This window comes from Aeromonas sp. 160P, from assembly GCF_055193095.1.
Genome location: NZ_JBUXKV010000001.1, coordinates 990,533 through 1,016,464, shown reverse-complemented (window position 1 = coordinate 1,016,464; position 25,932 = coordinate 990,533). Strand labels below are relative to the sequence as shown.

At 59.1% G+C, this 25,932-nt stretch carries 24 protein-coding genes; 12 read left to right on the top strand and 12 right to left on the bottom strand.

Features of this window, described 5'->3' with window-relative positions; translation table 11 throughout:
• From ACY8FN_RS04815 to cydH, 4 genes are all read right to left on the bottom strand, one after another.
• The gene (locus ACY8FN_RS04815; protein ID WP_139719264.1) at positions 1 to 1,281 is read right to left on the bottom strand and encodes a sigma 54-interacting transcriptional regulator; all 1,281 of its coding nucleotides are present in this window, start codon (positions 1,279 to 1,281) and stop codon (positions 1 to 3) included.
• Positions 1,278 to 1,805, bottom strand: a complete 528-nt coding sequence (locus tag ACY8FN_RS04810; RefSeq protein ID WP_414731102.1) for a hypothetical protein — start codon at positions 1,803 to 1,805, stop codon at positions 1,278 to 1,280. The genes ACY8FN_RS04815 and ACY8FN_RS04810 overlap by 4 nt, the downstream gene beginning before the upstream one ends.
• Entirely contained in the window at positions 1,802 to 3,202 is a 1,401-nt protein-coding gene (locus ACY8FN_RS04805; RefSeq protein ID WP_463099369.1) for a sensor histidine kinase, read from the bottom strand. The genes ACY8FN_RS04810 and ACY8FN_RS04805 overlap by 4 nt, the downstream gene beginning before the upstream one ends.
• A gap of 103 nt (positions 3,203 to 3,305) precedes the next feature.
• Positions 3,306 to 3,398, bottom strand: coding sequence for a cytochrome bd-I oxidase subunit CydH (gene cydH, locus ACY8FN_RS04800; RefSeq protein ID WP_101318427.1), 93 nt, complete (start codon positions 3,396 to 3,398; stop codon positions 3,306 to 3,308).
• A gap of 126 nt (positions 3,399 to 3,524) precedes the next feature.
• On the opposite strand from cydH, the gene ACY8FN_RS04795 reads away from it, so the two are divergent.
• Positions 3,525 to 4,109, top strand: a complete 585-nt coding sequence (locus ACY8FN_RS04795; protein ID WP_463099368.1) for a 2-amino-4-hydroxy-6-hydroxymethyldihydropteridine diphosphokinase — start codon at positions 3,525 to 3,527, stop codon at positions 4,107 to 4,109.
• On the opposite strand, the gene ACY8FN_RS04790 is transcribed toward ACY8FN_RS04795, so the two are convergent.
• Positions 4,035 to 4,739 (bottom strand): SDR family oxidoreductase, encoded by a 705-nt coding sequence (locus ACY8FN_RS04790; RefSeq protein WP_463099367.1) that lies wholly within the window; start codon positions 4,737 to 4,739, stop codon positions 4,035 to 4,037. The two genes, ACY8FN_RS04795 and ACY8FN_RS04790, sit on opposite strands and share 75 nt — an antisense overlap.
• A 162-nt stretch (positions 4,740 to 4,901) precedes the next feature.
• On the opposite strand from ACY8FN_RS04790, the gene ACY8FN_RS04785 reads away from it, so the two are divergent.
• A complete protein-coding gene (locus ACY8FN_RS04785; protein WP_463099366.1) occupies positions 4,902 to 5,306 on the top strand; it encodes a CBS domain-containing protein in 405 nt (134 codons plus the stop codon).
• On the opposite strand, the gene ACY8FN_RS04780 is transcribed toward ACY8FN_RS04785, so the two are convergent.
• Positions 5,303 to 5,839 carry a DUF2301 domain-containing membrane protein gene (locus ACY8FN_RS04780; protein WP_463099365.1) on the bottom strand — a complete coding sequence of 179 codons (537 nt, stop codon included), beginning with the start codon at positions 5,837 to 5,839 and terminating at the stop codon, positions 5,303 to 5,305. The two genes, ACY8FN_RS04785 and ACY8FN_RS04780, sit on opposite strands and share 4 nt — an antisense overlap.
• Positions 5,840 to 5,926: 87 nt before the next feature.
• On the opposite strand from ACY8FN_RS04780, the gene ACY8FN_RS04775 reads away from it, so the two are divergent.
• Entirely contained in the window at positions 5,927 to 6,691 is a 765-nt protein-coding gene (locus tag ACY8FN_RS04775; protein ID WP_463099364.1) for a substrate-binding periplasmic protein, read from the top strand.
• A gap of 104 nt (positions 6,692 to 6,795) precedes the next feature.
• Here ACY8FN_RS04775 and asnC read toward each other — a convergent pair whose 3' ends face one another.
• Positions 6,796 to 7,257 carry a transcriptional regulator AsnC gene (gene asnC, locus ACY8FN_RS04770; protein WP_033135290.1) on the bottom strand — a complete coding sequence of 154 codons (462 nt, stop codon included), beginning with the start codon at positions 7,255 to 7,257 and terminating at the stop codon, positions 6,796 to 6,798.
• A gap of 154 nt (positions 7,258 to 7,411) precedes the next feature.
• Here asnC and asnA point away from each other — a divergent pair, with 154 nt between their 5' ends.
• From asnA to ACY8FN_RS04740, 6 genes are all read left to right on the top strand, one after another.
• Positions 7,412 to 8,404: an aspartate--ammonia ligase gene (gene asnA, locus ACY8FN_RS04765; RefSeq protein WP_101323369.1), complete on the top strand. Its 993-nt coding sequence runs from the start codon at positions 7,412 to 7,414 to the stop codon at positions 8,402 to 8,404.
• Between the two features lie 473 nt (positions 8,405 to 8,877).
• Positions 8,878 to 9,666: a substrate-binding periplasmic protein gene (locus ACY8FN_RS04760; protein ID WP_463099363.1), complete on the top strand. Its 789-nt coding sequence runs from the start codon at positions 8,878 to 8,880 to the stop codon at positions 9,664 to 9,666.
• A 148-nt stretch (positions 9,667 to 9,814) separates the two neighbouring features.
• Complete coding sequence (locus ACY8FN_RS04755; protein ID WP_042017963.1) at positions 9,815 to 10,483, top strand: helix-turn-helix transcriptional regulator; 669 nt, start codon at positions 9,815 to 9,817, stop codon at positions 10,481 to 10,483.
• 21 nt (positions 10,484 to 10,504) lie between these two features.
• Complete coding sequence (locus ACY8FN_RS04750; RefSeq protein WP_162511938.1) at positions 10,505 to 11,806, top strand: L-cysteine desulfidase family protein; 1,302 nt, start codon at positions 10,505 to 10,507, stop codon at positions 11,804 to 11,806.
• A 136-nt stretch (positions 11,807 to 11,942) separates the two neighbouring features.
• The gene (locus ACY8FN_RS04745) at positions 11,943 to 13,343 is read left to right on the top strand and encodes an L-cystine transporter (RefSeq protein ID WP_438580198.1); all 1,401 of its coding nucleotides are present in this window, start codon (positions 11,943 to 11,945) and stop codon (positions 13,341 to 13,343) included.
• A gap of 98 nt (positions 13,344 to 13,441) precedes the next feature.
• Complete coding sequence (locus tag ACY8FN_RS04740) at positions 13,442 to 14,770, top strand: CoA-disulfide reductase (RefSeq protein ID WP_463099362.1); 1,329 nt, start codon at positions 13,442 to 13,444, stop codon at positions 14,768 to 14,770.
• A gap of 155 nt (positions 14,771 to 14,925) precedes the next feature.
• Here the strand turns inward: ACY8FN_RS04740 and ACY8FN_RS04735 are convergent, their stop codons facing one another.
• Positions 14,926 to 15,681: an outer membrane protein assembly factor BamD gene (locus ACY8FN_RS04735; RefSeq protein ID WP_463099361.1), complete on the bottom strand. Its 756-nt coding sequence runs from the start codon at positions 15,679 to 15,681 to the stop codon at positions 14,926 to 14,928.
• Positions 15,682 to 15,798: 117 nt separating this feature from the next.
• Between ACY8FN_RS04735 and rluD the strand changes: the two genes are divergently transcribed.
• The 3 genes from rluD (at position 15,799) to clpB (ending at position 20,407) form a co-directional block, all read left to right on the top strand.
• Positions 15,799 to 16,779: a 23S rRNA pseudouridine(1911/1915/1917) synthase RluD gene (gene rluD, locus ACY8FN_RS04730; protein WP_042017969.1), complete on the top strand. Its 981-nt coding sequence runs from the start codon at positions 15,799 to 15,801 to the stop codon at positions 16,777 to 16,779.
• A 133-nt stretch (positions 16,780 to 16,912) separates the two neighbouring features.
• On the top strand, positions 16,913 to 17,662 hold the full coding sequence (gene pgeF / locus ACY8FN_RS04725; RefSeq protein WP_463099360.1) for a peptidoglycan editing factor PgeF: 750 nt from the start codon (positions 16,913 to 16,915) through the stop codon (positions 17,660 to 17,662).
• 171 nt (positions 17,663 to 17,833) lie between these two features.
• Positions 17,834 to 20,407 (top strand): ATP-dependent chaperone ClpB, encoded by a 2,574-nt coding sequence (gene clpB / locus ACY8FN_RS04720; protein ID WP_101323362.1) that lies wholly within the window; start codon positions 17,834 to 17,836, stop codon positions 20,405 to 20,407.
• 333 nt (positions 20,408 to 20,740) lie between these two features.
• Here the strand turns inward: clpB and ACY8FN_RS04715 are convergent, their stop codons facing one another.
• The 4 genes from ACY8FN_RS04715 to arcA form a co-directional block, all read right to left on the bottom strand.
• Positions 20,741 to 22,147: a YfcC family protein gene (locus ACY8FN_RS04715; RefSeq protein WP_101323361.1), complete on the bottom strand. Its 1,407-nt coding sequence runs from the start codon at positions 22,145 to 22,147 to the stop codon at positions 20,741 to 20,743.
• Between the two features lie 123 nt (positions 22,148 to 22,270).
• Entirely contained in the window at positions 22,271 to 23,275 is a 1,005-nt protein-coding gene (gene argF / locus ACY8FN_RS04710; protein WP_042017978.1) for an ornithine carbamoyltransferase, read from the bottom strand.
• 78 nt (positions 23,276 to 23,353) lie between these two features.
• The gene (gene arcC / locus ACY8FN_RS04705) at positions 23,354 to 24,280 is read right to left on the bottom strand and encodes a carbamate kinase (RefSeq protein WP_101318460.1); all 927 of its coding nucleotides are present in this window, start codon (positions 24,278 to 24,280) and stop codon (positions 23,354 to 23,356) included.
• 62 nt (positions 24,281 to 24,342) lie between these two features.
• Positions 24,343 to 25,563 carry an arginine deiminase gene (gene arcA / locus ACY8FN_RS04700; protein WP_101318462.1) on the bottom strand — a complete coding sequence of 407 codons (1,221 nt, stop codon included), beginning with the start codon at positions 25,561 to 25,563 and terminating at the stop codon, positions 24,343 to 24,345.
• Positions 25,564 to 25,932 lie beyond the last annotated feature (369 nt).

The window sequence follows — 25,932 nt, the reverse complement described above, 5'->3', positions numbered from 1 at the left end:
TTATCCTTTCGACTTGAAGTTTACCGCCTCAATTGCGTGCCGATTCAATAGCTTGTAGAAATCGGTACGGTTTCTACCCGCCATATTGGCCGCCAGGGTCACGTTGCCCTCGGTGGTGCGCAGCAGGCGGATCAGATACTCCTTCTCGAACTCGGCCCGCGCCTCGTTGAACGAGAGGATGCCGCCGCCGCCGCCACTCAGGGCTGACTCCACCATGGAGACGCCGATCACCGGACTGCAGCAGAGGCTGGCGAGTTGATCCACCAGATGACAGAGCTGACGCACATTGCCGGGCCAGACTGCGGCAGCCAGCATCGCCAGCGACTCCGGTGAGAAACCCATGGCCGCGCAGTCGCTGTGGCGGCTGCGGTAATCATCAAGGGCCTGACGAGCCAGCAGGGGAATATCCTCACTGCGGGCACTGAGGGACGGCAAGGTGATATTGGCGACGTTGAGGCGGTAGAAGAGATCTTCCCGAAAGCGCCCCTCCTCCATCGCCTTGACCAGATCCTGATGGCTGGAGCTGAGCACCCGCACCTCAGGCGTGCCCTGACCGTACTCCTCCATCACCTGCAGTAATTTGGCCTGCAAGGATTCCGAGAGGCTGCCGATCTCGTCGAGAAACAGGGTCGCCCCCTTGGCCTGCTCGAACAGGCCGGATTGACCATCTTCACCAAACAGCTGCAAGTCGAGTGAGGCCCACGGAATGGCTGCACAGTTGATGGAATAGATCGGCTGGTTGCGACGATGACTGGCCTGGTGCAGTGCCTGCGCCATGGCCCCCTTGCCGGAACCGGATGGCCCCATGATCAGTACCGGCACCTCCATGGTGGCGATGCTGTGAGCCTGGATCAGCAGCTGTTCCAGCTGGGGATTGCGAGTCAGGATCAGCGACTGCCACTCCTGCTGCTGTTTGGGGCGCGTCAGGCTCAGGGCGTGCTCAATGGTGGAGAACAACTCATCCTTGTTGATGGGTTTGGTCAAAAAGCTGAATACCCCGGAGCGGGTTGCCTGAATGGCATCGGGAATGGTGCCGTGGGCGGTCATGATGATCACCGGCAACCCCAGCCACTGGGCCTGGATCCGCTCGAACAGTGCCAGCCCGTCCATACCGGCCATCCGCAAGTCGCTCAGCACCAGATCGGCCCGTTGCTGACGCAGCCGGTCGAGCGCCCCTTCCGCACTGTCGGCGGTATCCACTTCATAACCCTGACTGCGCAGTCGCAAACTCATCAGTTTGAGCAGGCTGACATCGTCATCCACCAACAAGATCCGACTCATGGAATGACCTCACGGCTCTCGTTCAACTTGCGCTGGTTGAGCTGGTCGTCGATGGCGGTCAGCTGTTCGATCTGACGACGCAGTCGCTGGACCTCCTGCCGCTGATCATCCCGACGGCTATCACGCACCAGCAACTGCTCGCCAAGGGCGATCCAGCTACGCAAAAAGGCCTGCGCATCGAGACCCAGCTCGGGCAGCATCTTTTTCAGGCGGGCCAGACCCGCGGTGCGATTGGCCACCGATTCGGCGGGATGGGAATCGACCATCGCCAGACTGACCCGGCTCTCCAGATCGTCGGCACCTTTCAGCCGCTGCCGCTCCTGCACCCGCTGCTGGGGGTGGCTGGCCAGCAGCCAGTCAGAGTATTGCAGGCGTACCTGCATCTCTTTGTTGGCAAACTCCATGCGCTTGGCAAAAGCGATATCGGAGGAATCCCGTGGCTCCTGTTGCGGCAGCAAGGTGCAACCCGCAAGCAGTCCTGCCATCAGGGCTGGAAATACCCGTTGTATCTTCATAGACCTCATTTCAACGTCAACCTGAAGCAGACATCCGCCTGCTCATCCTGTACCAGAACCAGTTCCCCCCCCAGACTATGGGCAGACTCGCGGGCGATGGAGAGGCCCATGCCTGAGCCTTTCAAAACCCCTTGCCGCACTGTGCTGCCCTGCTCGAAGGGTTCAAAAATTCGTTGCTGTTCAGCCTCGGGGATCTTTGGCCCCTCGTTGGCCACTTCCAGCCAGCTCATCTGTGCATCCTGCCCTACCCTGATCCAGATATTACCCTCGCGGGCGCCGTAACTGACCGCATTGGAGAAGAGGTTATCGAGGATCAATCGCAGCCGGTAGGGCTCTGCCAACAGCGTCACTGCGCTGGTCGGCAAGTGTACACAGATCTGCTTGGACTCCAATGCCAGCCGGTATTCGGCAACCAGCTCGGCGAGCATAGGATTGAGTGATACCGGCTCCAACTCGAACGCCTCCTGCTGGCTGAGACGGTTGAAGTCGAGCAGCCGCTCGATCAGGGTCTGCAGACGGCGACTGTTCTCATCAAGCATCTGGCAGATCTCCAGCTGATCCGGTGTCAAAGGCCCGACCAGCTGCTCGCAGAGCAGATCCGACCCCTCCCGCAGCACCGCCAGCGGGGTCTTGAGCTCGTGAGAAACATGGCGCAGGAACTGGTACTTCTGCAGCTCCAGCGCCTTGAGTTTGTCGTGCAACCAGAGGATCCGCTGCCCCAGCACCACCAGTTCGGCGGGGCCATCAACCGGGTCAGGATCGGGCTCGACCCCGGCCCCCAGGCTCAAAATGCGCGACTCAATCTGTCGTACCGGGTGGATGATGAGGTAGGTGAAGATAAAGACCAGCAGCAGGCTGATCACCGCCACAAAACCGCTCACCCACCAGAGCTCTCTGGTCAGCCCGTTGATGGTCACTTGCACCCAATCCATGTGTTCATCAACCCGGCTGCGGGTGACCATTTCAAGCTGCTTGTTGGCATCGTTGAACTGCTCGAGCTTGTCGCCCGCTACCGCCACCCGGGCCAGCGCGGCATCCTGCAAGGTGTCGAGCCAGGCAAGCCCCTGATCAAGCCCGCTGTAGAGCTGACCGTCGGAGATGGAGTTGCGATGTTCTGCCAGCAACACCCGATAGCCATCAAGTTGCTGCTGATAATTGGTTAGACTGCGGCGATCGCCCAGCACCGCAAAGCGGCGCAGGGTACGTTCAATGTCGATGGCTTGTGCGGTGAGCAAGGTGGCGCGGCGGGTATCCTTGACCGCCCGCTCCATCTCGTCGCTGGTGAGCTGGCTGAGGTTGGCCAGGGCTGTGCTGTTGTGCCAGATCATGCCGCCCAGCGGCATCAATACCAACACGAATCCCATCAATACCACCTGCAGCAGGGAGCGTGGGCGAACCTTGGTCATTATCTCTTCTCTTGCATTCTCACCGGTGCGCCAGCATAGCCGCAGCGCCCCAAAAAACAAAACCGGCCAACAGGCCGGTTCAGGTTATCTGAAACCACTAGGTTCACGCTAATCCGACGGATGCCAGACAGATAATCAGGATCATCGCCAGCGCCCCTGATGCGGTCAACAGCGCCCATTTCAGCTCAACACTCATGCCAACCTCCTTATTCTGCCAATCAGTGCCAGATCACAATCGATAAGATAATGTTACGCCATAGTTAATCCGATAACCGTGAGCTGCGTATACATTTCAGATGAGCCCAATCTGAGGAAGGTGAGCATGTTCTATCTCTGTAGCATAGGTTCCAATCTTGATCCCAGCACCCACGTCAGCACCGCACTGGGCGAGCTGCTTGCTCGTTTCGGCCCACTGCAGCTGAGCTCGGTGATCCGCACCGAACCGGTGGGAATGCAATCGCGCAACCACTTTCTCAACTGCCTGGTGATCGTGGAGAGCGGACTCGACCCTGCCAGCCTCAAGCAGATATTCGTGGCCCTCGAAATAGCCCATGGCCGGGATCGCAGCGACCCGCTCTGCAAGGTGCACGACCGACCGCTCGACATCGATATTGTGGCCAGCAGCCCTGAAGGTGACTTTGCCAGCGCCCGGGTTGATCCCTATCTGACCGAGCTGCTGGCCGAGCTGTACAGGCATAGCGAGGTGCACGATCCCAAGGTGGAGCTGCTGGTGCAGCTCCCCAACGAATTTAGCAAGCGCAGGGCTGGTAAAGCCGTGCAGCCACAGCCGGTCGGGTTGGAGCCACTCACACTCGGCCCCCGTGTCCAGCAGTCAAAGGGTGGCCAGAGCACGCCCCCCATCCACCTTGATGCTGGCCCCCGTCATATAACTGTTCCCCACCAGTAGCTGCACCGCCTGCCAGATGGGCTCAAGCCCCCCCTCCCGCGCTAGCGGAGTTTTCGCCAGCACCTGCTGGCGCCACTCTTCACCGTGCTCGTCGAGAAATAGGATCGGGCCTGGCTCTATGGTGTTGACCCGCACCGTGGGCGCCAGCTCGCGGGCAAAGCTCATGGCCAGTGAATGGGCCCCCGCCTTGGTCGCCACATAGCTGGCAAAACGGGGCGCCGGGGCGTGAATGTAGATATCGGTGATGTGAATGATGCTGGCGTTGGCATTGCTCGCCAGCTGGGGCGCCAGCGCCCGGTTGAGCTGGAAGGGGGCCGCCATATGCACCCGGTAGAACTGCTCGAACTGGGCCAGTTGCGCCGCCGGATCGGCAGCCTGTGGCTCGAAGGCCGAGGCGTTGTGGATCACCAGCGCCAGATCCTGATGGGCCGCCAGCACGTCGATCAGTTTGCCAACGTCCTCTTCCCGGCCAAAATCCGCCTGCACCAGCTCGACCCCCAGTGCAGCCAGCGTGGCCAACTCCGGCCGCTCGCTGCGATAACTGCCGGTCACCTGCCAGCCCGCTGCCACCAGCTGTTGACAGAGATAAAAGCCGAGTCGACGGCCGCAGCCCGTTACCAATGCACGCATAGAATCTCCTTTCCCTTTGATTGTCTTGCATGAACGAAGCCCGCCTGCTCGCGGATCACCGCCGATGGCCAGTGCCTATCAATCCCTGTAGCACAAGCCATTGGTGGCGGGCCACCCGGCCGCGTCATAGTGGCGACACCCCCATCTTGCGGAGTTACCACCATGCTGAAAGTTCACCACCACATGGGTCGCCTGACCCACACCCTCACTGCCGGACTCGGCCTGGCCGAAGCGCTGGATCGCCTGCATCAATCTGGTCTTGGCGGCCTGCCGGTGCTGGATGAGCAGAAACGGCTGATCGGCTTTCTTTCCGAACAAGACTGCATTCCCAGCCTGCTCAGCGGCAGCTACCACTGCGATACCCGCACCCGGGTGGAAGAGATGATGAACCGCACGCCCCTCTCGGTCGGACCGGACGACAGCATTCTGGAGCTGGCCCGCCAGATGGCCGACGCCAAACCCAAGATCTACCCGGTGCTGCAACAGGGCAAGGTGGTCGGCATCATCAGCCGCCGTCAGGTGATGCAGGCCCTCAACCAGCAGATGAAGGGGTGCCAGCAGACCTAAATCTGGTAACGCCCCTTGTCACCGATATCGAAGTGCAGGGGCATTCGCCACTTGGCAAGCGCCAGCAAGGTCAACAGGGCCCCGCAGACCAGCGCCACCAGCGCGGCGGCCCACTCCAATTGCAACCACTCCAGCAACCACAACAGCGGCAGCAGCACGGGCACCAGCTTGATACCGGGAATGGCGAAGCAAAACTGCTCCTTGAACGCCAGCCCGGAGAGGGTCGCCAACGCAGCCCCCAGCACCAGTGCATCCGGCGCCCCGACCGCCGCCAGCGCCAACGCCCCCCAACCAAATCCCTGCAGGATCAGGCGAATCCGCTTGTCGTAGATATGCAGCGAGAAGCCGCAAATTGCGCTTGCCACTGCCAGCGACATCAACCATTGTGCCGACGGGAGCAGTGCCATCCCGCTCAGCAGCGCCGCACCGCGGCAAAGCAGCAGCAGGGCGGCCGCACTCAGGCCAAGGCGGTAGAGCGAGACGGTCAACTTGTCGATCCCGTCCAGCGGGCTCTCAATTTCAGTGTTTGCCATACACGGTCGCTTCTAACAGATCAGGGGTGACCCAATATACTGGAATCAGGTCTTGGAATATCTTCAAACAGGCTCAGGAGACGTAGTTTGCGTGTGATCCCCCTGCTTTGGCTGCTGTTTCCACTCGGGTTGCCCGCCAAAGAGCTGGTGATCTGCGGCACCACGGAGCCCCCACTCAAGTTTCTCGATGCCGATCAGAAGCCCAAGGGCCTTGATATCGACATCGTCACCGCCATCTTCGACAAGCTGGGGGTTCCTGTCCGAATAGAACTGATCGACTCCGGCGCTCGCCTCACCCGCAATGCTGAAACCGGTCTCTGCGATATGGTACTAACCCACTCTTACAATGCAGCACGAGAGCGCTACCTCATCTATCCCCAACAGGCCCATCTTCGCCACAGCTGGCACTTCTTCGTGCGCAAGGTCGACCTGCTGCAGATCCACTACGAGACGCTGGCCGATCTCAAACCCTGGCGCATTGGCGTGACCAGGGATTTCTCCTATACCCCCGAGCTCACCGCGGCCATGGCCGATCCGACCTACCACTTCCAGCAAATTCCGATGAATCGGCTGCAACTGCGCAAACTACTGGCTGGACGGATCGATACCGTGCCCATGCCGCTGGTCACCGCCTTCACCCAGCTCAAGGAAGAGGGGCTGACCGACAAGGTCGATTACCTGCCCAAGCCGCTCAAGAGCAGCCCCTACTTCAACACCTGGACCCGCGCCAAAGCCGACGAGAATACGCCCGCCCAGATGGCCGCCTACGATGCCGAGCTGCTGCACATGAAGCACAACGGCAGCCTCAAGGCGCTCTACGACCAGTACGCCATCCCCTATATCGAACCCTGATTAGCCGCTCAGGGCTGCACATCCCGCAGGATTGGGTTTTGCAGTGCAATCAGGGTTTCGCACGGGAGATGGATCTCTACGCCCGCCCTCTTATACAACCCGACTCAAGGCTTCACGTCCCGCAAGATCGGGTTCTGCAGCGAAATTAACGTTTCAGTGGACTGGATCTCGTCGATGGTCTGGATCTTGTTGATCAGCACAATCTGCAGTTCATCGATGGAGCGGGTCATCACCTTCATGAAGATGCTGTAGTGACCCGTGGTGTAGTAAGCCTCCACCACCTCGTCCAGCGCCTGCAGCTTGGCCAGTGCCGAGGGGTAATCCTTGGCGCTCTTCAGATTGATCCCGATAAAGCAGCAGACGTCGTAACCCAGCTTCTTCGCGTTCACCTGCACCCGCGTCCCCTCGATGATCCCCGCCTGCTTCATCTTCTCCACCCGCACATGGATGGTGCCCGGGCTGACCGCCAGTTGTTTCGCCAGTTCGGCGTAAGGGATCCGCGCATTTTCCATCAGAGCGGTGAGGATGGCCTGATCGAGATTATCGATCCGGTAATTTTCCGGCATTTTTTTGCACTCCCGTTGACGATACCTCATTAAACAACAGCTTATTTTGAAGAAAAAAACACACAAAGCCTATTTCTATTATCGAATATTGAATTTAGTAGTCATTCCGTTGAAGAATCACCACATCCAACGGGGTTTGAAACAGGAATTCAGCATGAAACAGCACTACATTCGCAGCCAACAGCAGATCAGCTTCGTCAAAGAGATGTTCTCTCGCCAACTCGCCCAACAACTGGGCCTGATGGAGGTGCAAGCCCCCATTCTGAGCCGGGTCGGTGATGGCACTCAGGACAACCTCTCTGGCCACGAGAATGCAGTGCAGGTCAAAGTGAAGACCCTGCCAGAGCACAGCTACGAAGTGGTCCATTCACTGGCCAAATGGAAGCGCCAAACCCTGGGTCGCTTCGGGTTCGGCCCGGGTGAAGGGATCTACACCCACATGAAGGCGCTGCGTCCGGATGAAGACAAGCTCACCCCCATCCACTCCGTCTACGTGGATCAGTGGGACTGGGAGAAAGTAATGCCGAGCGAGCGCCGTGATCTGGCCTATCTGCAGGAGACAGTCAGCGGCATCTGGGCCGCCATCAAGGCCACCGAGCGCGCGGTCTGTGCCGAGCATGAGCTGACCCCCTTCCTGCCGGCCGAGATCCAGTTCCTGCACAGCGAAGAGCTGCTGACCCGTTACCCGGACCTCGACGCCAAGGGGCGCGAGCGGGCCATCGCCAAAGAGCTGGGTGCCGTGTTCTTGATCGGTATCGGCGGCGCCCTCTCCCACGGCGAGCGCCACGATGTGCGCGCCCCGGACTATGACGACTGGAGCAGCCACAGCGAGCTGGGGCTGGCGGGTCTGAACGGTGACATTCTGGTGTGGAACCCGGTGCTGCAAGACAGCTTCGAGATCTCCTCCATGGGGATCCGGGTCGACGCCGAGGCGCTGCGCCGCCAGCTCGCCATCACCGGCGATGAAGATCGCCTGCAGTACGACTGGCATCAGGATCTGCTGGCCGCACGGATGCCGCAAACCATCGGCGGCGGCATCGGCCAATCCCGTCTGGCCATGTTGCTGCTGCAAAAAGAGCATATCGGGCAGGTTCAGGTCGGTGTGTGGCCATCCGAAATGAAGGCCGCGATTCCGGGCATGTTGTAAACCGGTTTTCTCGTAAAGGAGCATATCGACAAACAGGCACAGGTCTGTGTCTGGCCAACTGAGATGAAGGCAGCTGTGCCGGGCATGCTGTAAATAATTCAACGGGTCTGGCCTGCACGCCATAGCGCGCGGGTCAGCCCTGAAGGTGTGTGGCGGTGCGGACTGAACGAGCGCAGTCCGGACATGCTGTAAGCCGTGTGGTCATCCCTGATGGCCCGCGGCGAAATCGGGGCTTGCCCCCGCGACCCGCTCAACCCACGCCAGGTCGCGTCACTACATTCCTCCCGGCAATCTTCGGATTGCCGTTTTTTTATGCAGAAAACTGGTGCTCGAATCCTGCGCCAATCTGAATCTGCCGTAGTAAGCCAGCTTTGCCGGTGCCGCGACAAGCAAACAAGCACTCGCCGCCTTTTTGTCCTGTCTATTGCCGGGCTTTGTATATGCTCAAATCATATTGATGTGGAGATAGTCCCATGGTGTGGCAGCGGTATTGGCGAAAAACGTGGCAACGGGTATGGCTCTATTGCGGGGTAATCCTATCTGGGTGTTTGGCCAGTGGAGCTCGGGCAGATGAGCCACCGACACTGACACTGCTGGCAGAGGTATGGCCCCCCTATATGATGCTGGATGACAGGGGTGAGCCGGTGGGCGCCGATCTCGATCTGGCCCGCACCGTACTGCGCCAGCTGGGCTATGACACCAAGGTGAAGGTACTGCCCTGGAAACGAGCCGTGAAGCAGGCGCAGTTGAAGGAAGGGGATGCGGTACTCGATATATTCTATGTCGAGACCCGTCAAAGCTGGCTCCACTATCCCGAAGAGCCGCTCTCCCAAAGCGGTGAGGTACTCTTCTATCCTGATGCTCGTCCAGTGCAGTTAGCCCGGATCTCCGACCTGCAAGGGCTGAGGATCGGCACTCAAGCTGACTACGCCTACAGCAAGGCATTTCTGACCGATCCCGGAGTGATCCGGATGCCGATGACCGGTGAGGGGAATGCCGTCAAACAGCTGCATCTGATGATGGCCGGCCGACTGGATGGGGTGGTACTCAACGAGCGGGTCGGGCGCTATCTGCTGCACACCCAGGGACTGCAGGATCAGGTGCGCCATCACCTGTTCCCACTGACCGATGATGACCGCAACTTCCTCGCATTTACCCACAAGCCCGGCCACGATCAGCTGGCTATCCGCTTCTCGGAAGCACTCAAACGGTTCAAGCAGACCCCCGCCTATCAAGAGCTGCTGGCTCGCTATCACCTCTGATTGACCACAGCGTCTGTGCGTGGCCTCACAATTTTTCGCACTTTGTTAAAAGGCGGGCATAATGACGTGCAAAAAGGGGATGCCGCTCAACATTAGTTGATCTTGTTGATAGTAGAATCAACTGCGGTTTACTCAACATTACTCATATATGTCCACAGCAGCCACCACTGACCACATCAATGCGTTAACGGATGAAGAACGCCATCTGATCGCCAGTTTCGAACCGGCCGTCGAGGCGTTGGCAGCCCTGTTTGGTGCCGGCTGCGAGGTCGTGCTGCATGCCTTCGATAATCTGGATGCCTCAGTCATCAAGATTGCCAACGGCCATGTCACTGGCCGTGGCGCGGGGGCTCCCGTCACTGACTTTGCCCTCAACCGCTTGCAAGGAGAGGCCGGTAGCCAGTGGAGCAGCTACTTCAGCCGCACCCGCGAGGGGGCGTTGATGAAGTCCTCCTCCATCACCATCAGCAACCGGCTGGGCAAGCCTATCGGCATGCTCTGTGTGAACTTCAGTCTGAATACCTCCCTCGGTAGCCTGCTCGATACCTTTGCGCAGCCTGCTGCACCGGCGCAGCTCAATAACGAAACCTTTGCCAGCTCGGTGGACGATCTGGTGACCCAGGTGATTGAGAAGGTGGATCAGGACAGTTCACTCGCCAGCACGGTGCGCAATAAGGAGATAGTGACCCGGCTTTACGACATGGGGATCTTCGAGATCAAGGAGGCGGCCCAGCTGGTCGCCCGGATGCTCGGCATCTCCCGTCATACCGTCTATTTGCACATCCGCAATCACAAGGCGGACCTGAACAAGCCATAACGGCCTGCGGGCGCCATGAACATGAGAAACACTGCAATGAAAGCACAATGGACCGACTTTATTACCCTGCTCAAGCGGGAAGTGGTACCGGCCCTGGGCTGTACCGAACCCATGTCGGTCGCGCTGGCGGCGGCCAATTGTCGCAAGCTGCTGGGGGAGACCCCGACCCGCATCAGCGTCTGGGTCAGTGGCAACCTGTTCAAGAACGGCATGGGCGTCGGGGTGCCGGGCACCGGCATGATCGGCCTGCCGGTGGCGGCGGCAGTCGGTATCACCGGCGGCAATCCCGATGCCGGGCTGGAGGTGCTCAACACCTTGACGCCAGAGCAGGTGGAAGCGGCCAAACTGCTGTTGCCCTGCATTGCGGTGGATGTGAAGGATGTGCCGGACGTGCTCTATGCCGAGGTGCTGGCCGAAGTCGAAGGCCACAGCGCCCGGGTGGTGATTTGTACCGACCACACTCGCATCATTCTGATGGAAAAGGATGGCGAGGTACTGATGGAGCAAGACAGCGCGCCCGGGGTGCAGATCCAGCCCGCCAAATCCGCCAAGCCGACCATGACCTTGCAACAGATCGTGGAGTTTGCCCTTGAAGTGCCGCTGGCCGAAATCGACTTCATCAAGGCGGCAGCCACCATGAATCAGGCGCTGGCAGATGAAGGGCTGCACGGTTACGGCCTGCAGATCGGCAAGATCCTCACCGAACAGGTAGAGCGCAAGCTGCTCTCCGACGATTTGATGACCCTGGCGATGCGCCTCTCCTCCGCCGCTTCCGATGCACGGATGGATGGCGCCATGCTGCCCGCCATGTCCAACTCCGGCTCGGGCAATCAGGGGATTGCTGCCACCATGCCAGTGGTCGCTGCCGCCCGCTTCCTCAAGGCAAGCGACGAGCAGCTGACCCGGGCACTGGTGATGAGCCATCTGGTGGCCATCTACATCAAGACCTATCAGAACAAGCTGTCGGCTCTTTGCGCCGCCAGTACCGCCGCCATGGGCTCCGGTGCGGCCATCACCTGGCTGCTAGGCGGTCAGTATCAACAGATCAGCCACTGCATCAACAACATGATTGGCGATGTCTCTGGCATCATCTGCGACGGCGCGGGCAGCGCCTGCTCCATGAAAGTCTCCACCTCCACCTCGGCGGCGGTGAAGTCCTCGCTGATGGCCATCAACAACCTGCATGTGCCCCAAAGCGAAGGGATCGTCTCCGATGACGTGGACGAGACCATCGCCAATCTGGGCCGCCTCTCCAAAAAGGGGATGCTGGATACCGATATCGAGATCATCAACATCATGCGAGCAAAACAGCAGAAGCGTTGAGTTCGCGCTAAGGGGGCAACAGACCCCCTTGCTCATGTCATGACGGATCAGGCCGTCTGACACTACGGTTGCCAGGACAAGCATGGCGCTTGTTCTTATTTCTCGGGCGTAAGCCCGCTTTTTGGGGAGTCATACCATGACATTCAGCGTTATCGGTAATCTGGCCATCCTGGCCATGTTGCTGTTCTTTCTCTACCGGTTACAGCAAAAACATGTGAGCTTCACCCGCCGGGTGTTTGCCGGTCTGGGCCTCGGTATCCTGTTCGGTGCCGCTCTGCAGCTGCTCTATGGCGCCGGTTCACCAGTCATAGTCCAGACCATCGACTATCTGGATATCGTGGGTGGCGGCTATGTGAAGCTGCTGCAGATGATCATCATCCCGCTGATCATGGTCTCCATCATCAGCGCTATCTTGAAGCTCAATGGCGGTACCGCCCTTGGCAAGATCAGCGCCATGACCATAGGCGTACTGATCTTCACCACCGCCATTGCCGCCGGTGCGGGCATCCTGATGTCCAACCTGTTCGGCCTGACCGCCGAAGGGCTGACCTCCGGCGCCGCCGAGAGCGCCCGTGGTGCCGCGCTGCAGACTACCCTCGGCAGCGTCGAGAGCATGTCGTTTGCCAAGATGATGCTGGAGTTCATCCCTGCCAACCCCTTCCTCGATATGACAGGGGCGCGCAAGACCTCCACCATCGCCGTGGTTATCTTCTCCATCTTCATCGGCATCTCTGCCACCGGCATCGCTCGCAAGAAGCCGGAGATCTTCGCCAGTTTCGGGCACTTCGTGGCCGTGGCTCACGCCATCGTGATGCGAATGGTGACCCTGGTGCTGCGTCTGACCCCGTTTGGCGTGCTGGCGCTGATGACCAAGGTGGTCTCTGGCTCCAACTACACTGACATCATCAACTTGCTTAGCTTCGTCATGGCCTCTTACGGTGCCATCGCTATCATGTTCGCGGTACACCTGCTGCTGGTGAGCATGGTCGGCATCAACCCGCTGCGTTTCCTCAAGAAGATCACCCCCGTGCTGGCCTTTGCCTTCACCTCGCGCACCAGCGCGGGCTCCATCCCGATGAACGTACAGACCCAGACCAAGTCACTGGGTATTCCGGAAGGGATCGCCAACTTCGCCGCCTCCTTCGGTTCCACCATCGGCCAGAACGGCTGTGCCGGTATCTATCCGGCGATGCTGGCAGTGATGATCGCCCCGACTGTCGGGGTTAACCCGATGGATCCCGGCTTCATCATGACTCTGATCGCCATTATCACCGTCAGCTCCTTCGGGGTGGCCGGGATTGGTGGTGGTGCTACCTTTGCCGCGCTGATCGTGCTCTCCGCGCTGGACTTCCCGGTGGCGCTGGCCGGTCTGCTGATCTCCATCGAGCCGCTGATCGACATGGGCCGCACCGCGCTGAACGTCTCCGGCTCCATCACCGCAGGGACGGTCACCAGCCGCCTGATGGGCGAAACAGACATGCATGTGTTCAACAGCGATCACGAAGTGAGTCTGGACGGCGAAGAGTCCACCGTCTGATTTGCTGCAGGTTGATCTGCGCGTGGAAAGGGGTGACCCTTTCCCGCCATAGACCGCAGGGAGGGCATGCCCTCCCTGCGCCATTGAGAGGTAAAACTATGAGAATCCTGATCATCGGTGGCGAAGCCGCCGGTATGAGTGCGGCCGCCAAGGCGCGCCGTCTGGCCAAAGAGGCTGAGATCGTGGTGTACGAAGCGTCCGAGGTGATCTCCTTCGGTGCCTGCGGCCTGCCTTACTTCGTCGGTGACGAGTTTCAGGAGCCCGGCTACATGGCCGAGTTCACCCCCGAGCAGTTCGCCGCCAAGGGGATCGAGGTCAAGATTGGCCATCGGGTGCTGAACGTTGACGCAACAGCCCAGACCCTGCAGGTAGAGCACAACGGCGACACCTTCACCGATCGCTACGATCGGCTGATGATCGCCACCGGTGCCCGCGAAGTGATGCCCCCCATCCCCGGCTTGCAGCAGCAAGGGGTATTCGGTCTGCGCCGGATGGCCGACGGACTGGGGCTGAAAGCGGCGGTACAAGACAAACACAATCGCCGCGCAGTGGTGATCGGCTCCGGCTTTATCGGGCTGGAAGTGGTAGAGGCGCTGGTCCATCAGGGCAAAGAGGTGCGCCTGATCGAGCTGGCGGATCGGGTCATCCCGGATGCGTTTGATGGCGAGATCACCCAACACATCGAAACCGAACTGCGCGAGCAGGGGGTCTCTCTCCATCTGGGTGAGCGAGTTGAAGCGCTGCTGGGGGATGGCCGGGTGACCGGCGTGCGCACCAGCCAGGGCGAGTACGAGGCCGATATCGTGGTGGTCTGCACCGGGGTCAAGCCCAACACCGAGTTTCTGGCCGATACCGGCATCGAGCGGCTCGGCAACGGCGCCATCAAGGTGGACCGGCAGGGGCGCAGCTCGCTGGCCAACGTCTGGTCGGCCGGTGACTGTGCCAGCGTCTGGCACAGCGTGAAGCAGCAGCAGGTCTATGTGCCGCTCGCCACCATCGCCAACAAGCTGGGCCGCATGGTGGGCGAAAACCTGGCCGGGGCCGAGCAAGAGTTTCCGGGCACCCTCGGCTCTGCAGCACTCAAAGTGCTGGGGCTGGAGGCGGGCCGCACCGGTCTTTCCGAGCAGGAAGCCAAGGCGATGGGCATCGACTATCGCACCGTGGTGATCAAGGACAAGTGCCACACCAACTACTGCCCGGGTCAGTCTGACATCCACGTCAAGCTGGTCTATGAGGCGGGCAGCAAGCGGCTGCTGGGCGGTCAGATCCTCGGTCGCAAGGGGGCGGTACACCGCATCGACGCGCTGGCGGTGGCCATCACCATGGGAGTGACCACCGAGCAGCTCGGCATGCTCGACTTCGCCTACGCGCCGCCCTTCTCCCGCACCTGGGATGCCCTGAACGTAGCGGGCAATGTAGCCAAGTAGCCGAACCGTAATGACGGCGCATCAGCTGCGCCGTCAGCCAATTTATCCGCAGACCACAGTGGTCTGCAGATAAATAGTGGTCTGCAGATAAATGGCAGGCATAAAAAAACCGATGCCAAGGCATCGGTTTTTTGTTACCGGTTCATTCACATTACTCAGCCACGGCCGAGGCGATTGTCCGGGTAGTTCTTGGCCAGCACTTCGCGGGCATTCTTGGCCAGCTGCGGCATCTTCAGGGTCTCGTAGGACTCGACCATGATCTCCAGCGCCGCCTTGGTTTCAGCGGTGTCGGGATAAGTCTCGACAATCAGCTTGGCCCGGTTGGCAGCGGCGATGAGCGCATCACGCTTGACGTAGTACTTGGCCACGCTCAGGTCATATCTGGCCAAGCGATTCTTCAAGCCAGTCATACGCGCGCGGGCATCGGCGGCATAGACGCTGTTGGGATAATTCTGCAGCAGAGTCTTGAAATCCTGGAAGGCCTGACGGGCATAAGCCGGGTCTTTGTCGTCCCGATCGATTCCAAACAAGTCCTGGAAGAAATTATAATCCGCCGCCATGTTGGTCAGGCCGCGCATATAGAAGACGTAATCGATATTTTTATGCGCCGGATTAAGGCGGATAAAACGGTCGATATTGGCGATCGCCTGAGCGGTGTCATCCTGCTTGTAGTAGGCATAGATAAGGTCAAGCTGAACCTGGTTTGAGTAAGCACCGAACGGATAACGAGAGTCCAAAGCCTCAAGTAATTCAGTAGCTTGCACGTAATTACCAACATCCAGTTTGAGGCGTGCTTTCTGGTACAGGGTCTCCGGCGGTTCGTCGGGTACCTTGGGTTTGGTGCTGGAACAGCCCGTGATCAAGGTAGCGACCAAGGCGAGCGACATCAGCAGGTGAGACTTCTTTCCCATCAACAACATCCGGTCCATTTCCACGAAATTGGCAAAGTATCCGTTATGCTTGGCTAAAAGAAAAGCTAGAATACCCTGATTATTTCGAATTGATACCCCCCGCTCAAGAGACCATACATGAGCCAGCATATTGAACTGACAGGCGAATTCCAGGATCACCAATTCGGGCAGCGACTCGACCAGGCCCTGGCCGAATTGTTTCCAGACTACTCCCGCACCCGCATCAAGGAGTGGATTTTACAGGACAGAGTGACCCTGGACGGTCAGGTTGCCAACACCCCGCGCGAGAAAGTGATTGCCGGGCAACAGGTGCATGTGGATGTCGAGCTGGAAGATGACACCCGCTGGGATGCCCAGGATATCGCGCTCAACATCGTGTATGAGGATGAGCATATTCTGGTGATCGACAAACCGGCTGGACTGGTGGTTCACCCGGGAGCAGGTACACCGGATGGCACCATCCTCAATGCCCTGCTGCACCGTTACCCCAGCATTGCCGAAGTGCCCCGTGCCGGCATCGTGCACCGTCTGGATAAAGACACCACCGGTCTGATGGTAGTTGCCAAGACGGTGCCAGCCCAGACTCATCTGGTGGAAGCACTGCAGGCGCGCCAGATCACCCGTGAGTACGAAGCAATCGCCATCGGTCACATGACCGCAGGCGGCACTGTAGATGCGCCAATTGGGCGTCACCCGACCCAGCGTACCCACATGGATGTCGTACCCAATGGCCGACCTTCCGTGACTCACTATCGGGTACATGAGAAGTTCCGTGGTCACACCCGTCTGCGTCTGCGCCTGGAAACCGGCCGTACGCACCAGATCCGTGTCCACATGGCACACATCAAGCACCCGCTGGTGGGTGACCCGGCATACGGTGGCCGTTTGCGCCTGCTGCGCAATGCTACCCCTGAACTGACCCAGATGCTGCGTAGCTTCAACCGTCAGGCGCTGCATGCCACCATGCTGCAACTGGCGCACCCCATCACGGGTGAGGTGATGCAGTGGCACTCCCCAACCCCGCAAGACATGGTGGAGCTGATGGAAGTGCTGCGTGCCGATACCCTCGTTAATCCGGATGACATCGTCTGGAGTTGATGAGCAAGGCGGGTATGCGACCGATCTTGCCGTAACCCGCCATCAAGCATGTCTGACACCCCAAACGGGGCGCCTTAACTGACGACAGTTAAGGCGCCCCGTTTTTATATCAGTGAAATTGAAGGAGTCACAGATGAAATGGATCGAACCTGACTGGCCTGCTCCGGCCAACGTCAGAGCCCTGTCAACCACTCGGGATGGCGGGGTAAGCGAGGGGGGGTTCGCTGGGCTGAATCTGGGCAGCCATGTGGGGGATGAGCTGGCGCGGGTCGAGGCCAATCGTGGCCACCTGCAACGGATAGCGGCCATTCCTGCCCCCCTCAACTGGCTTAATCAGGTACATGGCACCGTCGTTCATCCGGTCAGTTGTCATTATGAGCAGGCACCGGACGCCGACGCGGCGTGCGCCCATGAAGTGGAGCAGGCCTGTATCGTGATGACCGCCGACTGCTTGCCGGTGCTGTTTTGCGATCGGGCTGGCACTGTGGTCGCCGCCGCCCACGCTGGCTGGCGCGGATTATTGGGGAATGAGCAGGGTGGAGTGCTGGAGGCGAGTATTGCAGCCATGGCTTGCGATCCTGTCGATATCCTGGCCTGGCTTGGCCCGGCCATTGGCCCCACCGCGTTCGAAGTGGGTGGTGAGGTGCGCGATGCCTTTATGACGGAGCAGGCCGAGGCGGCGGCAGCCTTTGTGCCCTCCCCCAACCAGGGTAAGTGGCTGGCGGATATCTACCAGCTAGCGCGGTTGCGACTGGCCCGTGCCGGGGTGAACGCCGTTTACGGCGGCGAGCACTGCACCTTCAGCGATGGCGAGCAGTTTTACTCCTATCGCCGCGACGGCCAGACCGGCCGGATGGCCTCCCTTATCTGGCTGACGGCCTGATTGCGATCCCCGTCCTTTGGCTCAACAGGACGGGGATCCCGCCCCCGCCCCGTGTTGCAGAAAAAATAACCAGCCCTGCCCCTTGAAATAACCCGTACGGGCCGCATCTTTCTTGTCAGAAAGTTATGTTGTTTGCCGCGCAAGCGGCGTCTGCCTCAAAGGGGGAGTGCGATGCGTCTCGATCGCCTGACCAGCAAATTCCAGGTTGCTATTTCCGATGCCCAGTCACTTGCACTGGGTCGTGATCACCAATTTATCGAACCCGTCCACTTGATGACCGCACTGGTCAATCAGAACGGCGGATCAATCCGTCCACTGCTTACCCTGACCGGAATGGACATCAATACCCTGCGCTCGCGCCTTGGCGAAGAGCTGGATCGACTGCCCAAGGTAAGCGGGGTAGAGGGGGATGTTCAGCTCTCCAGCGGCCTCGGCCGCCTGCTCAACGTCTGTGACAAACTGGCCCAGCAGCGCAAGGATCAGTTCATCTCATCCGAACTGTTCGTGCTGGCGGCCCTCGACGAGAAAGGCAATCTGGGTGAGCTGTTGCGCGCTCAGGGCCTGAGTAAAGAGAAGCTTGAAACTGCCATCGACAAGGTGCGCGGCGGCAGAAAAATTGAAGATGCCAATGCCGAAGAGAACCGTCAGGCGCTGGAGAAGTACACCATAGATCTGACCGAGCGGGCCGAACTCGGCAAACTCGACCCGGTGATCGGTCGTGATGACGAGATCCGCCGCACCATTCAGGTGCTGCAGCGCCGCACCAAGAACAACCCCGTGTTGATCGGTGCTCCCGGGGTCGGCAAGACCGCCATCGTGGAAGGGCTGGCCCAGCGCATCATCAACGGTGAAGTGCCAGAAGGGCTCAAGAACAAGCGGGTGCTCTCCCTCGACATGGGGGCTCTGGTGGCCGGTGCCAAGTATCGCGGCGAGTTTGAAGAGCGGCTCAAAGCGGTACTGAGCGATCTGGCCAAAGAGGAAGGCAACGTCATCCTCTTTATCGACGAACTGCACACCATGGTCGGCGCCGGCAAGGGCGAAGGGGCCATGGATGCCGGCAATATGCTGAAACCGGCACTGGCCCGTGGCGACCTGCACTGCGTTGGTGCCACCACCTTGGACGAGTACCGTCAGTACATCGAGAAAGATGCCGCCCTCGAGCGCCGTTTCCAGAAGGTGCTGGTGGAAGAGCCGAGCGTGGAGGACACCATCGCCATCCTGCGCGGCCTCAAAGAGCGTTACGAGCTGCACCATCATGTGCAGATCACCGACCCCGCCATTGTGGCGGCAGCCCAGCTGTCCCACCGCTATATCGCCGATCGTCAGCTGCCGGACAAGGCCATCGACCTGATTGACGAGGCGGCAGCCAGCATCCGGCTGCAGATCGACTCCAAACCGGAAGCCCTCGATCGTCTCGAGCGTCGCATCATCCAGCTCAAGCTCGAACAGCAGGCGCTGATGAAGGAGGATGACGACGCCAGTCGCAAACGGCTGGATCTGATCAATCAGGAGATTGGCGAAAAAGATCGGGAATACAACGAACTGGACGAAGTATGGAAGGCCGAGAAGGCCGCCCTTGCCGGTACCCAGCATATCAAGGCGGCGCTGGAACAGGCCCGTCAGGATCTTGAGGTGGCACGCCGTGCTGGCGATCTGGGCCGGATGTCCGAGCTGCAATATGGCCGCATTCCCGAGCTGGAGAAACAGCTGGATCTCGCCACTCAGGCCGAGATGCAGGAGACCAGCCTGCTGCGTAACCGGGTCACCGATGTGGAGATCGCCGACGTGCTGGCCCGTGCCACCGGCATTCCAGTGGCGCGGATGCTGGAAGGGGAGCGCGACAAGCTGCTGCGGATGGAAGAGCAACTGCACAGCCGGGTGATCGGGCAGGAAGAGGCGGTTGAAGCCGTTTCCAACGCCATTCGCCGCTCCCGTGCCGGACTGTCGGATCCCAACCGCCCTATCGGCTCCTTCCTGTTTTTGGGGCCAACCGGGGTGGGCAAGACCGAGCTGTGCAAGGCGCTGGCGGAGTTCCTGTTTGATACCCAGGATGCCATGGTGCGGATCGACATGTCCGAGTTCATGGAGAAACACAGCGTGGCCCGCCTGGTGGGGGCGCCTCCCGGATATGTGGGTTACGAAGAGGGCGGTTATCTGACCGAGGCGGTCCGCCGTCGCCCCTACTCGGTGATCCTGCTCGACGAAGTGGAGAAAGCCCACCCGGATGTGTTCAACATCCTGTTGCAGGTGCTCGATGATGGCCGCCTGACCGATGGTCAGGGCCGCACCGTCGATTTTCGCAACACTGTGGTGATCATGACCTCGAATCTGGGTTCTGATCTGATCCAGGAGCACCACTCCGAGAAGGATTACGAGGAGATGAAAGCCCTGCTGATGGAGGTGCTGACCCGCAGCTTCCGGCCGGAATTTATCAACCGGATCGACGAGACGGTGGTATTCCATCCCCTCGATGAGGCTCACATCAAATCCATCGCCCGCATCCAGCTCAAGAGCCTGATGGGCCGACTGGAGGCGCAGGGTTACGAGGTGACGGTGAGTGAAGCGCTGCTCGACAAGCTGGTACACGCCGGGTTCGATCCTGTCTACGGAGCACGCCCGCTCAAACGGGCAATCCAGCAAAAAGTGGAGAACCCACTGGCTCAGGCCCTGCTCTCCGGTCGCATCGTGCCCGGCAAGACGCTGGTGCTCGGGGCCGACAGCAACGGCTTGACCATGACCCAGTAAGTGGCCCGATGAAAGGCCAGCCAGCAACGCCTTGCTGCTGACAAAACGCCATCGCTCGGTGTGCAAGAGCTAAAAAACCCCGAAACCATGGGAATGGTTTCGGGGTTTTTATCGCCATCACAGTCGTTCGTGACTTCATTCATCCTGTCACGGTGCTCAATACTTCGGACTCCCCCCTCTTCGCTTACTCTCGCGCTCATCCCCCTCTGCGCAGAGAGTGGCTGCGGGACTCCCCCCTAACCCCGCAGCGGGGATACTCACAAAAATAATGCCAGTCAGGCTAGCTGACTGGCATTCACCCTCGCGGGCAGTTGTTACAGCTTGCGAGTCATCTTAGGAGAGCAGCGCCCCCAGGCTCAGGCAGACCACAATCAGCACGGTCAGGATACCGAGCAACGGAGCCACCCATTTCAGCCAGCGCACATAGGGCACCTTGGCGATGGCCAGACCGCCCATCACCACTGCGGAGGTCGGGGTGACCAGGTTCACCAGACCGGACGCTGACTGGTAAGCAGTCACCACCAGATCGCGACCCACGTTGGCGAAGTCAGCCAACGGCGCCATGATCGGCATGGTCAGCACGGCCAGACCGGAGGAGGACGGCACCAGGAAGGAGAGCACCAATTCCAGCACGAACATCACGTTGATGAACACCACGGTAGAAAGACCGGTCACGATCCCTTCTGCACTGTGCAAAATGGTGTGGGTGATCATACCGTTGTCCATTACCACCACGATACCGCGGGCGATACCGATGATCAGTGCCACACCCAGCAGGTCGCGGGCACCGTCGATAAAGTTGGTGGTCAGCTCCTCTTCGCTCATGCGCGAGATGACACCGACTATGATGGCGGCAGCCAGGAACACGCCGGAGATCTGCGCCATCCACCAGCCCAGCACGGCCACACCGTAGATCATCACGGCGAAGGCGGCAACGAAGATACCCAGCACGATTTTACGGGTCAGGGTGAACTCCAGCATCTGGTCGCTCTTGTTGCCAAGGAAGTGAGCACGGTTCTCTTCCCACTTGTCAGCCACCAGGGATTTGCTCGGATCGCTGCGCACCATCTTGGCGTAACGCATGACGTAGGTGACACAGATCAGCCAGCCAGCTATCAGCATGGCGACACGCAACCAGATGCCATCGGTGAAGGAGATACCGGCCGCGTTGGCGGCGATCACAGTGGCAAACGGGTTGATGGTAGAGCCTAGGGTACCGATACCGGCCCCCAGCAACACGGTTGCCGCAGCGACGACCGGGTCGAAACGGGCAGCCATCATCACCGGCACCAGCAGGGTGTAGAAGGGCAGCGACTCTTCGGCCATGCCGTAGATGGTGCCGCCGGCGGCGAACAACGCCATCAGGATCGGGATCATCCACTCTTCACGACCGCGCAGGCGGTCGGTAACACGTTCAATACCGGCATCGATGGCACCGGTCTTGGTCACAATGCCAAGAAAACCACCGATGATCAGGATAAAAAGGGAGACGTCGATGGCGCCTGCCTCATAGGTTTCGTGGTTGTAGAGGCCATCGATAGGTGCCAGCAACACATCGACGATCCCCTGAGGATTCCCCTCCACCAGCTTGTAGGTACCCGCCACCGGCACTTCTTTGCCGAGGGCTTCGTTCATGGTCATCTCGTATTTGCCGGCCGGCACTATCCAGCTCAGGGCGGCCACCAGGGCGATCAGCACAAACAGTATCGTGTAGGCTGACGGGAACTTGAATTTGGTCATGGTCCAGCTTCCTTCTGTGGGTGTGGTATCCATGCAGGCTGCGGGTTGTAGGGTTAGAGGTATTATGCCGCTGTCACATGGTCGAAAAGCCGGGGGTTGCCCCCCGGCACCACTACTGCGACCTTAGTCGCCCAGCGTAGCAACCATCACTGCCTTGATGGTGTGCATCCGGTTTTCGGCCTCGTCGAACACGATGCTGTGCTCGGATTCGAACACCTCCTCGGTCACTTCCAGGCCTTTCATGCCATATTTCTCAGCCACTTCCTTGCCCATGGTGGTCTCGTCGTTATGGAACGCCGGCAGACAGTGCATGAACTTCACATCAGGGTTCTTGGTGGCGTTGATGACATCCATGTTGATTTGGTACGGGGTCATCAGTTTCACCCGCTGATCCCAGGCTTCTTTCGCTTCGCCCATGGAAACCCAGACGTCGGTGTAGAGGAAGTCGGTACCCAGCACACCCTCTTTCACATCTTCGGTCAGGGTGATGCGCGCGCCGGTCTCTTCGGCGATCAGGCGGCACTTGGCAACCAGATCCTCTTCCGGCCAGAAGGCTTTCGGCGCGACCAGACGAATATCCATGCCCATCTTGGCGGCACCGACCATCAGGGAGTTACCCATGTTGTTGCGGGCATCACCCAGGTAGGCGAACTTGATTTGATCCAGACGTTTGCCCTTGCCGTGCTCCAGCATGGTCATGAAGTCGGCCAGGATCTGGGTCGGGTGGAATTCGTTGGTCAGGCCGTTCCAGACCGGAACACCGGCATAAGCACCCAGCTCTTCCACGATCTCTTGGCCGTAGCCGCGATATTCGATGCCGTCATACATGCGACCCAGTACCCGGGCGGTGTCTTTCATGGACTCCTTGTGACCGATCTGGGAACCGCTTGGGCCGAGGTAGGAGACTTGCGCCCCCTGGTCGAAGGCCGCCACTTCAAACGCACAGCGGGTGCGGGTAGAGGTCTTCTCGAAAATCAGGGCGATGTTCTTGCCGGTCAGGTGTTTGCGCTCATAGCCACCGTATTTGGCTTTTTTCAGGTCGATGGCCAAGTCGATCATGTATTGGATTTCGCGTGGGGTGAAGTCCAGCAGTTTCAGGAAGTTACGGTTACGCAGATTAAAAGCCATGATGAGTTCTCTCTATATTTGTTGCAGACCAATTCGGGCAGTAGTGTTGACTACGCATTCTCAGTACAGATTCGTTAACTAGGCATGTTCGGTGCGAGTGGCGACGATATTGGTACCGGCTTCGCCCTTGAGGATGGCCAGGCCATCTTCCAGCGAACCGATCCCGACCATGCCGCCGGTCGCTTTGACAAATTCACAGGAGGCTTCGACTTTCGGTCCCATGGAGCCTGCGTCGAATTTGACCCCGGCCAGCTCGTCCGGGCTGGTGACCCGCAGCGGATGCTGGGTCGGCTTGCCCCAATCCAGATAGACGGCATCGGCATCGGTCAGGATCAGCAGGGCGTCAGCCTTGATCTGCTTGGCCAGATAGGCGGCAGACATGTCTTTGTCGATCACCGCTTCGATACCGGTCAGGCTCTGGCCATCCCAGGTCACCGGAATGCCACCACCACCGGTACAGATGATGAGGTGGCCCTGAGCGATCAGGGTTTCGATGGCATCACCTTCGATGATGCGCTGGGGCAGCGGGGACGGCACCACGCGGCGGAAGAACTTGCCATCAGCCTTGACCACCCAGTGTTTCTCTTCTGCCAGAGCGCGGGCTTCCGCTTCGTCATAGACGGGGCCGATAAATTTGGTCGGATTGGCAAATGCCGGATCCTTGGGATCGACCTGCACCTGAGTCAGCAATGCGGTGACGTTGCGGCTCGGCATCAGATTTTTCAGCTCCTGGATCAGCATGTAGCCGATCATGCCCTGAGACTCGGCACCCAGCACATCCAGCGGATAAGGAGAGACCTTGGTGTAAGCACTGTTTTGCAGGGCCAGCAGGCCGACTTGCGGGCCGTTGCCATGCACCAGCACCACGTTGTACTCCTGAGCGATCAGGGCGATGGTCTTGGCGGCAGTGGCGATGTTCTTGCGCTGAATATCCGCCTCAAGGGGCTCACCACGACGGAGCAGTGCATTACCACCCAGAGCGACGACGACAGTTGGTTTTTTCATAATGGTTAATCTCGATTTTGGGTCTGTGTGGCGCCAGCCTCTGCCGGCGCCACGCCGTCTCATCAGATGCTGTCGCGTTCCATCGGGCAGCTCATGCAGCGGGCGCCGCCGCGGCCACGGCCCAGTTCATCACCCGGAATGGAGAGAACTGTGATACCGGCCTTGTCATACTTCTCGTTGGTGTAGGTGTTGCGCTCATAACCCACCACCACGCCGGGACGTACGGTCAGTACGTTGTTGGCATCGTTCCACTGCTCGCGTTCGGCTTCGAAGCTGTCACCGCCAGTAGTGATGAGCTTGAGCTGATCCACTCCCAGCGCCTTCTCGATGGCGGTAACGAAGTAACCCTCCTCCTTGATGTTCATGCCGGTGGCGCCGCCCGGAGTCAGACTCCAGCACTGCAGATCTTTGCGAACCACTTCTGGATAAACGGAGAAGGTATCTATATCCATGTGAGTCATGACGGTATCCAGGTGCATGCAGCTACGGTGTTTCGGCAGCTCCATGGCGATGACCTGTTTGGCCTGACCATGTTTGAACAGGCTGCGAGCCAGATGCTCGACCCCTTGTGGCGTAGTACGCTCGGACATACCGATGAGCACAGCACCACGGCCGATGACCAGTACGTCCCCCCCCTCAATAGTGGAGTTGTCGTAGTCATGATCTTCGTCACCGAAGTACTTGATGAAGTCCTGCCCGGCAAACATCGGGTGCCAGCGGTAGATAGCCTTCACATGGTTGGTTTCGCGGCGACGCGCCGGCTTGGCCATCGGGTTGATGGATACGCCACCGTAGACCCAGCAGGAGGTATCACGGGTAAAGAGGTGGTTAGGCAGCGGCTCAATGATGAAATCGGTTGGGGTGTGCATGCCAACAACCATGTTGACGCCGCGATGGGGCATCTCGGAGTAGGTCAGGCCACCCGTCAGAATCCGGGCCAGCTCACGATGCGGCATATCAGCCAGGAAGCAACGCACATCGTTGGCCAGAGAAGAGCCGAGGCGATAATCGGAGACCTGATGTTGCAACAGCCAGGTTTTGGCTTCCGGCACATCCAGGGTTTCGGCCAACATATTAGTCAGCAGGAAAACTTCGACATTCTGATCGCGCAGTACCTGAGCGAATTTGTCGTGCTCCTGACCGGCACGCTCTACAGACAAGACATCATCGAACAGCAGGTCCTGGCAGTTGGAAGGGGTCAGACGCTTCAGACTGAGGTTGGGGCGGTGCAACATGACACGGCGCAATTGGCCAACTTCAGAACCTACATTAAATTTGCTCATGATTAAATTCCGTCTAGCAGTGGTCCCTGCGAGTGATTGAATAGATTCCTTCTATTCATGCTCGTGGCTAAGGCGGGATATTCTTTATGTAGGGTATTCAGCTTATGTTCTATCCTGCCCTTGCCTTTCGAGACCGAGGTTAGACCTGCAAACCAACGCAAACTTAGACATTGATCACATTCACTCAGAACTGAATATATTCACCGCTCAATCTATGACCCCAGTAGCAAATCGCACATTTTCCAAACACTCCATGCTGAATAGCCATGCACAACCACCCTGCTATATTTCAGTTTGATTCGTTTTTTATTCATTCATGGTCAATGGCCGGATTAAACTTAAAAACAACAAAACCTTTAAAATCAATTA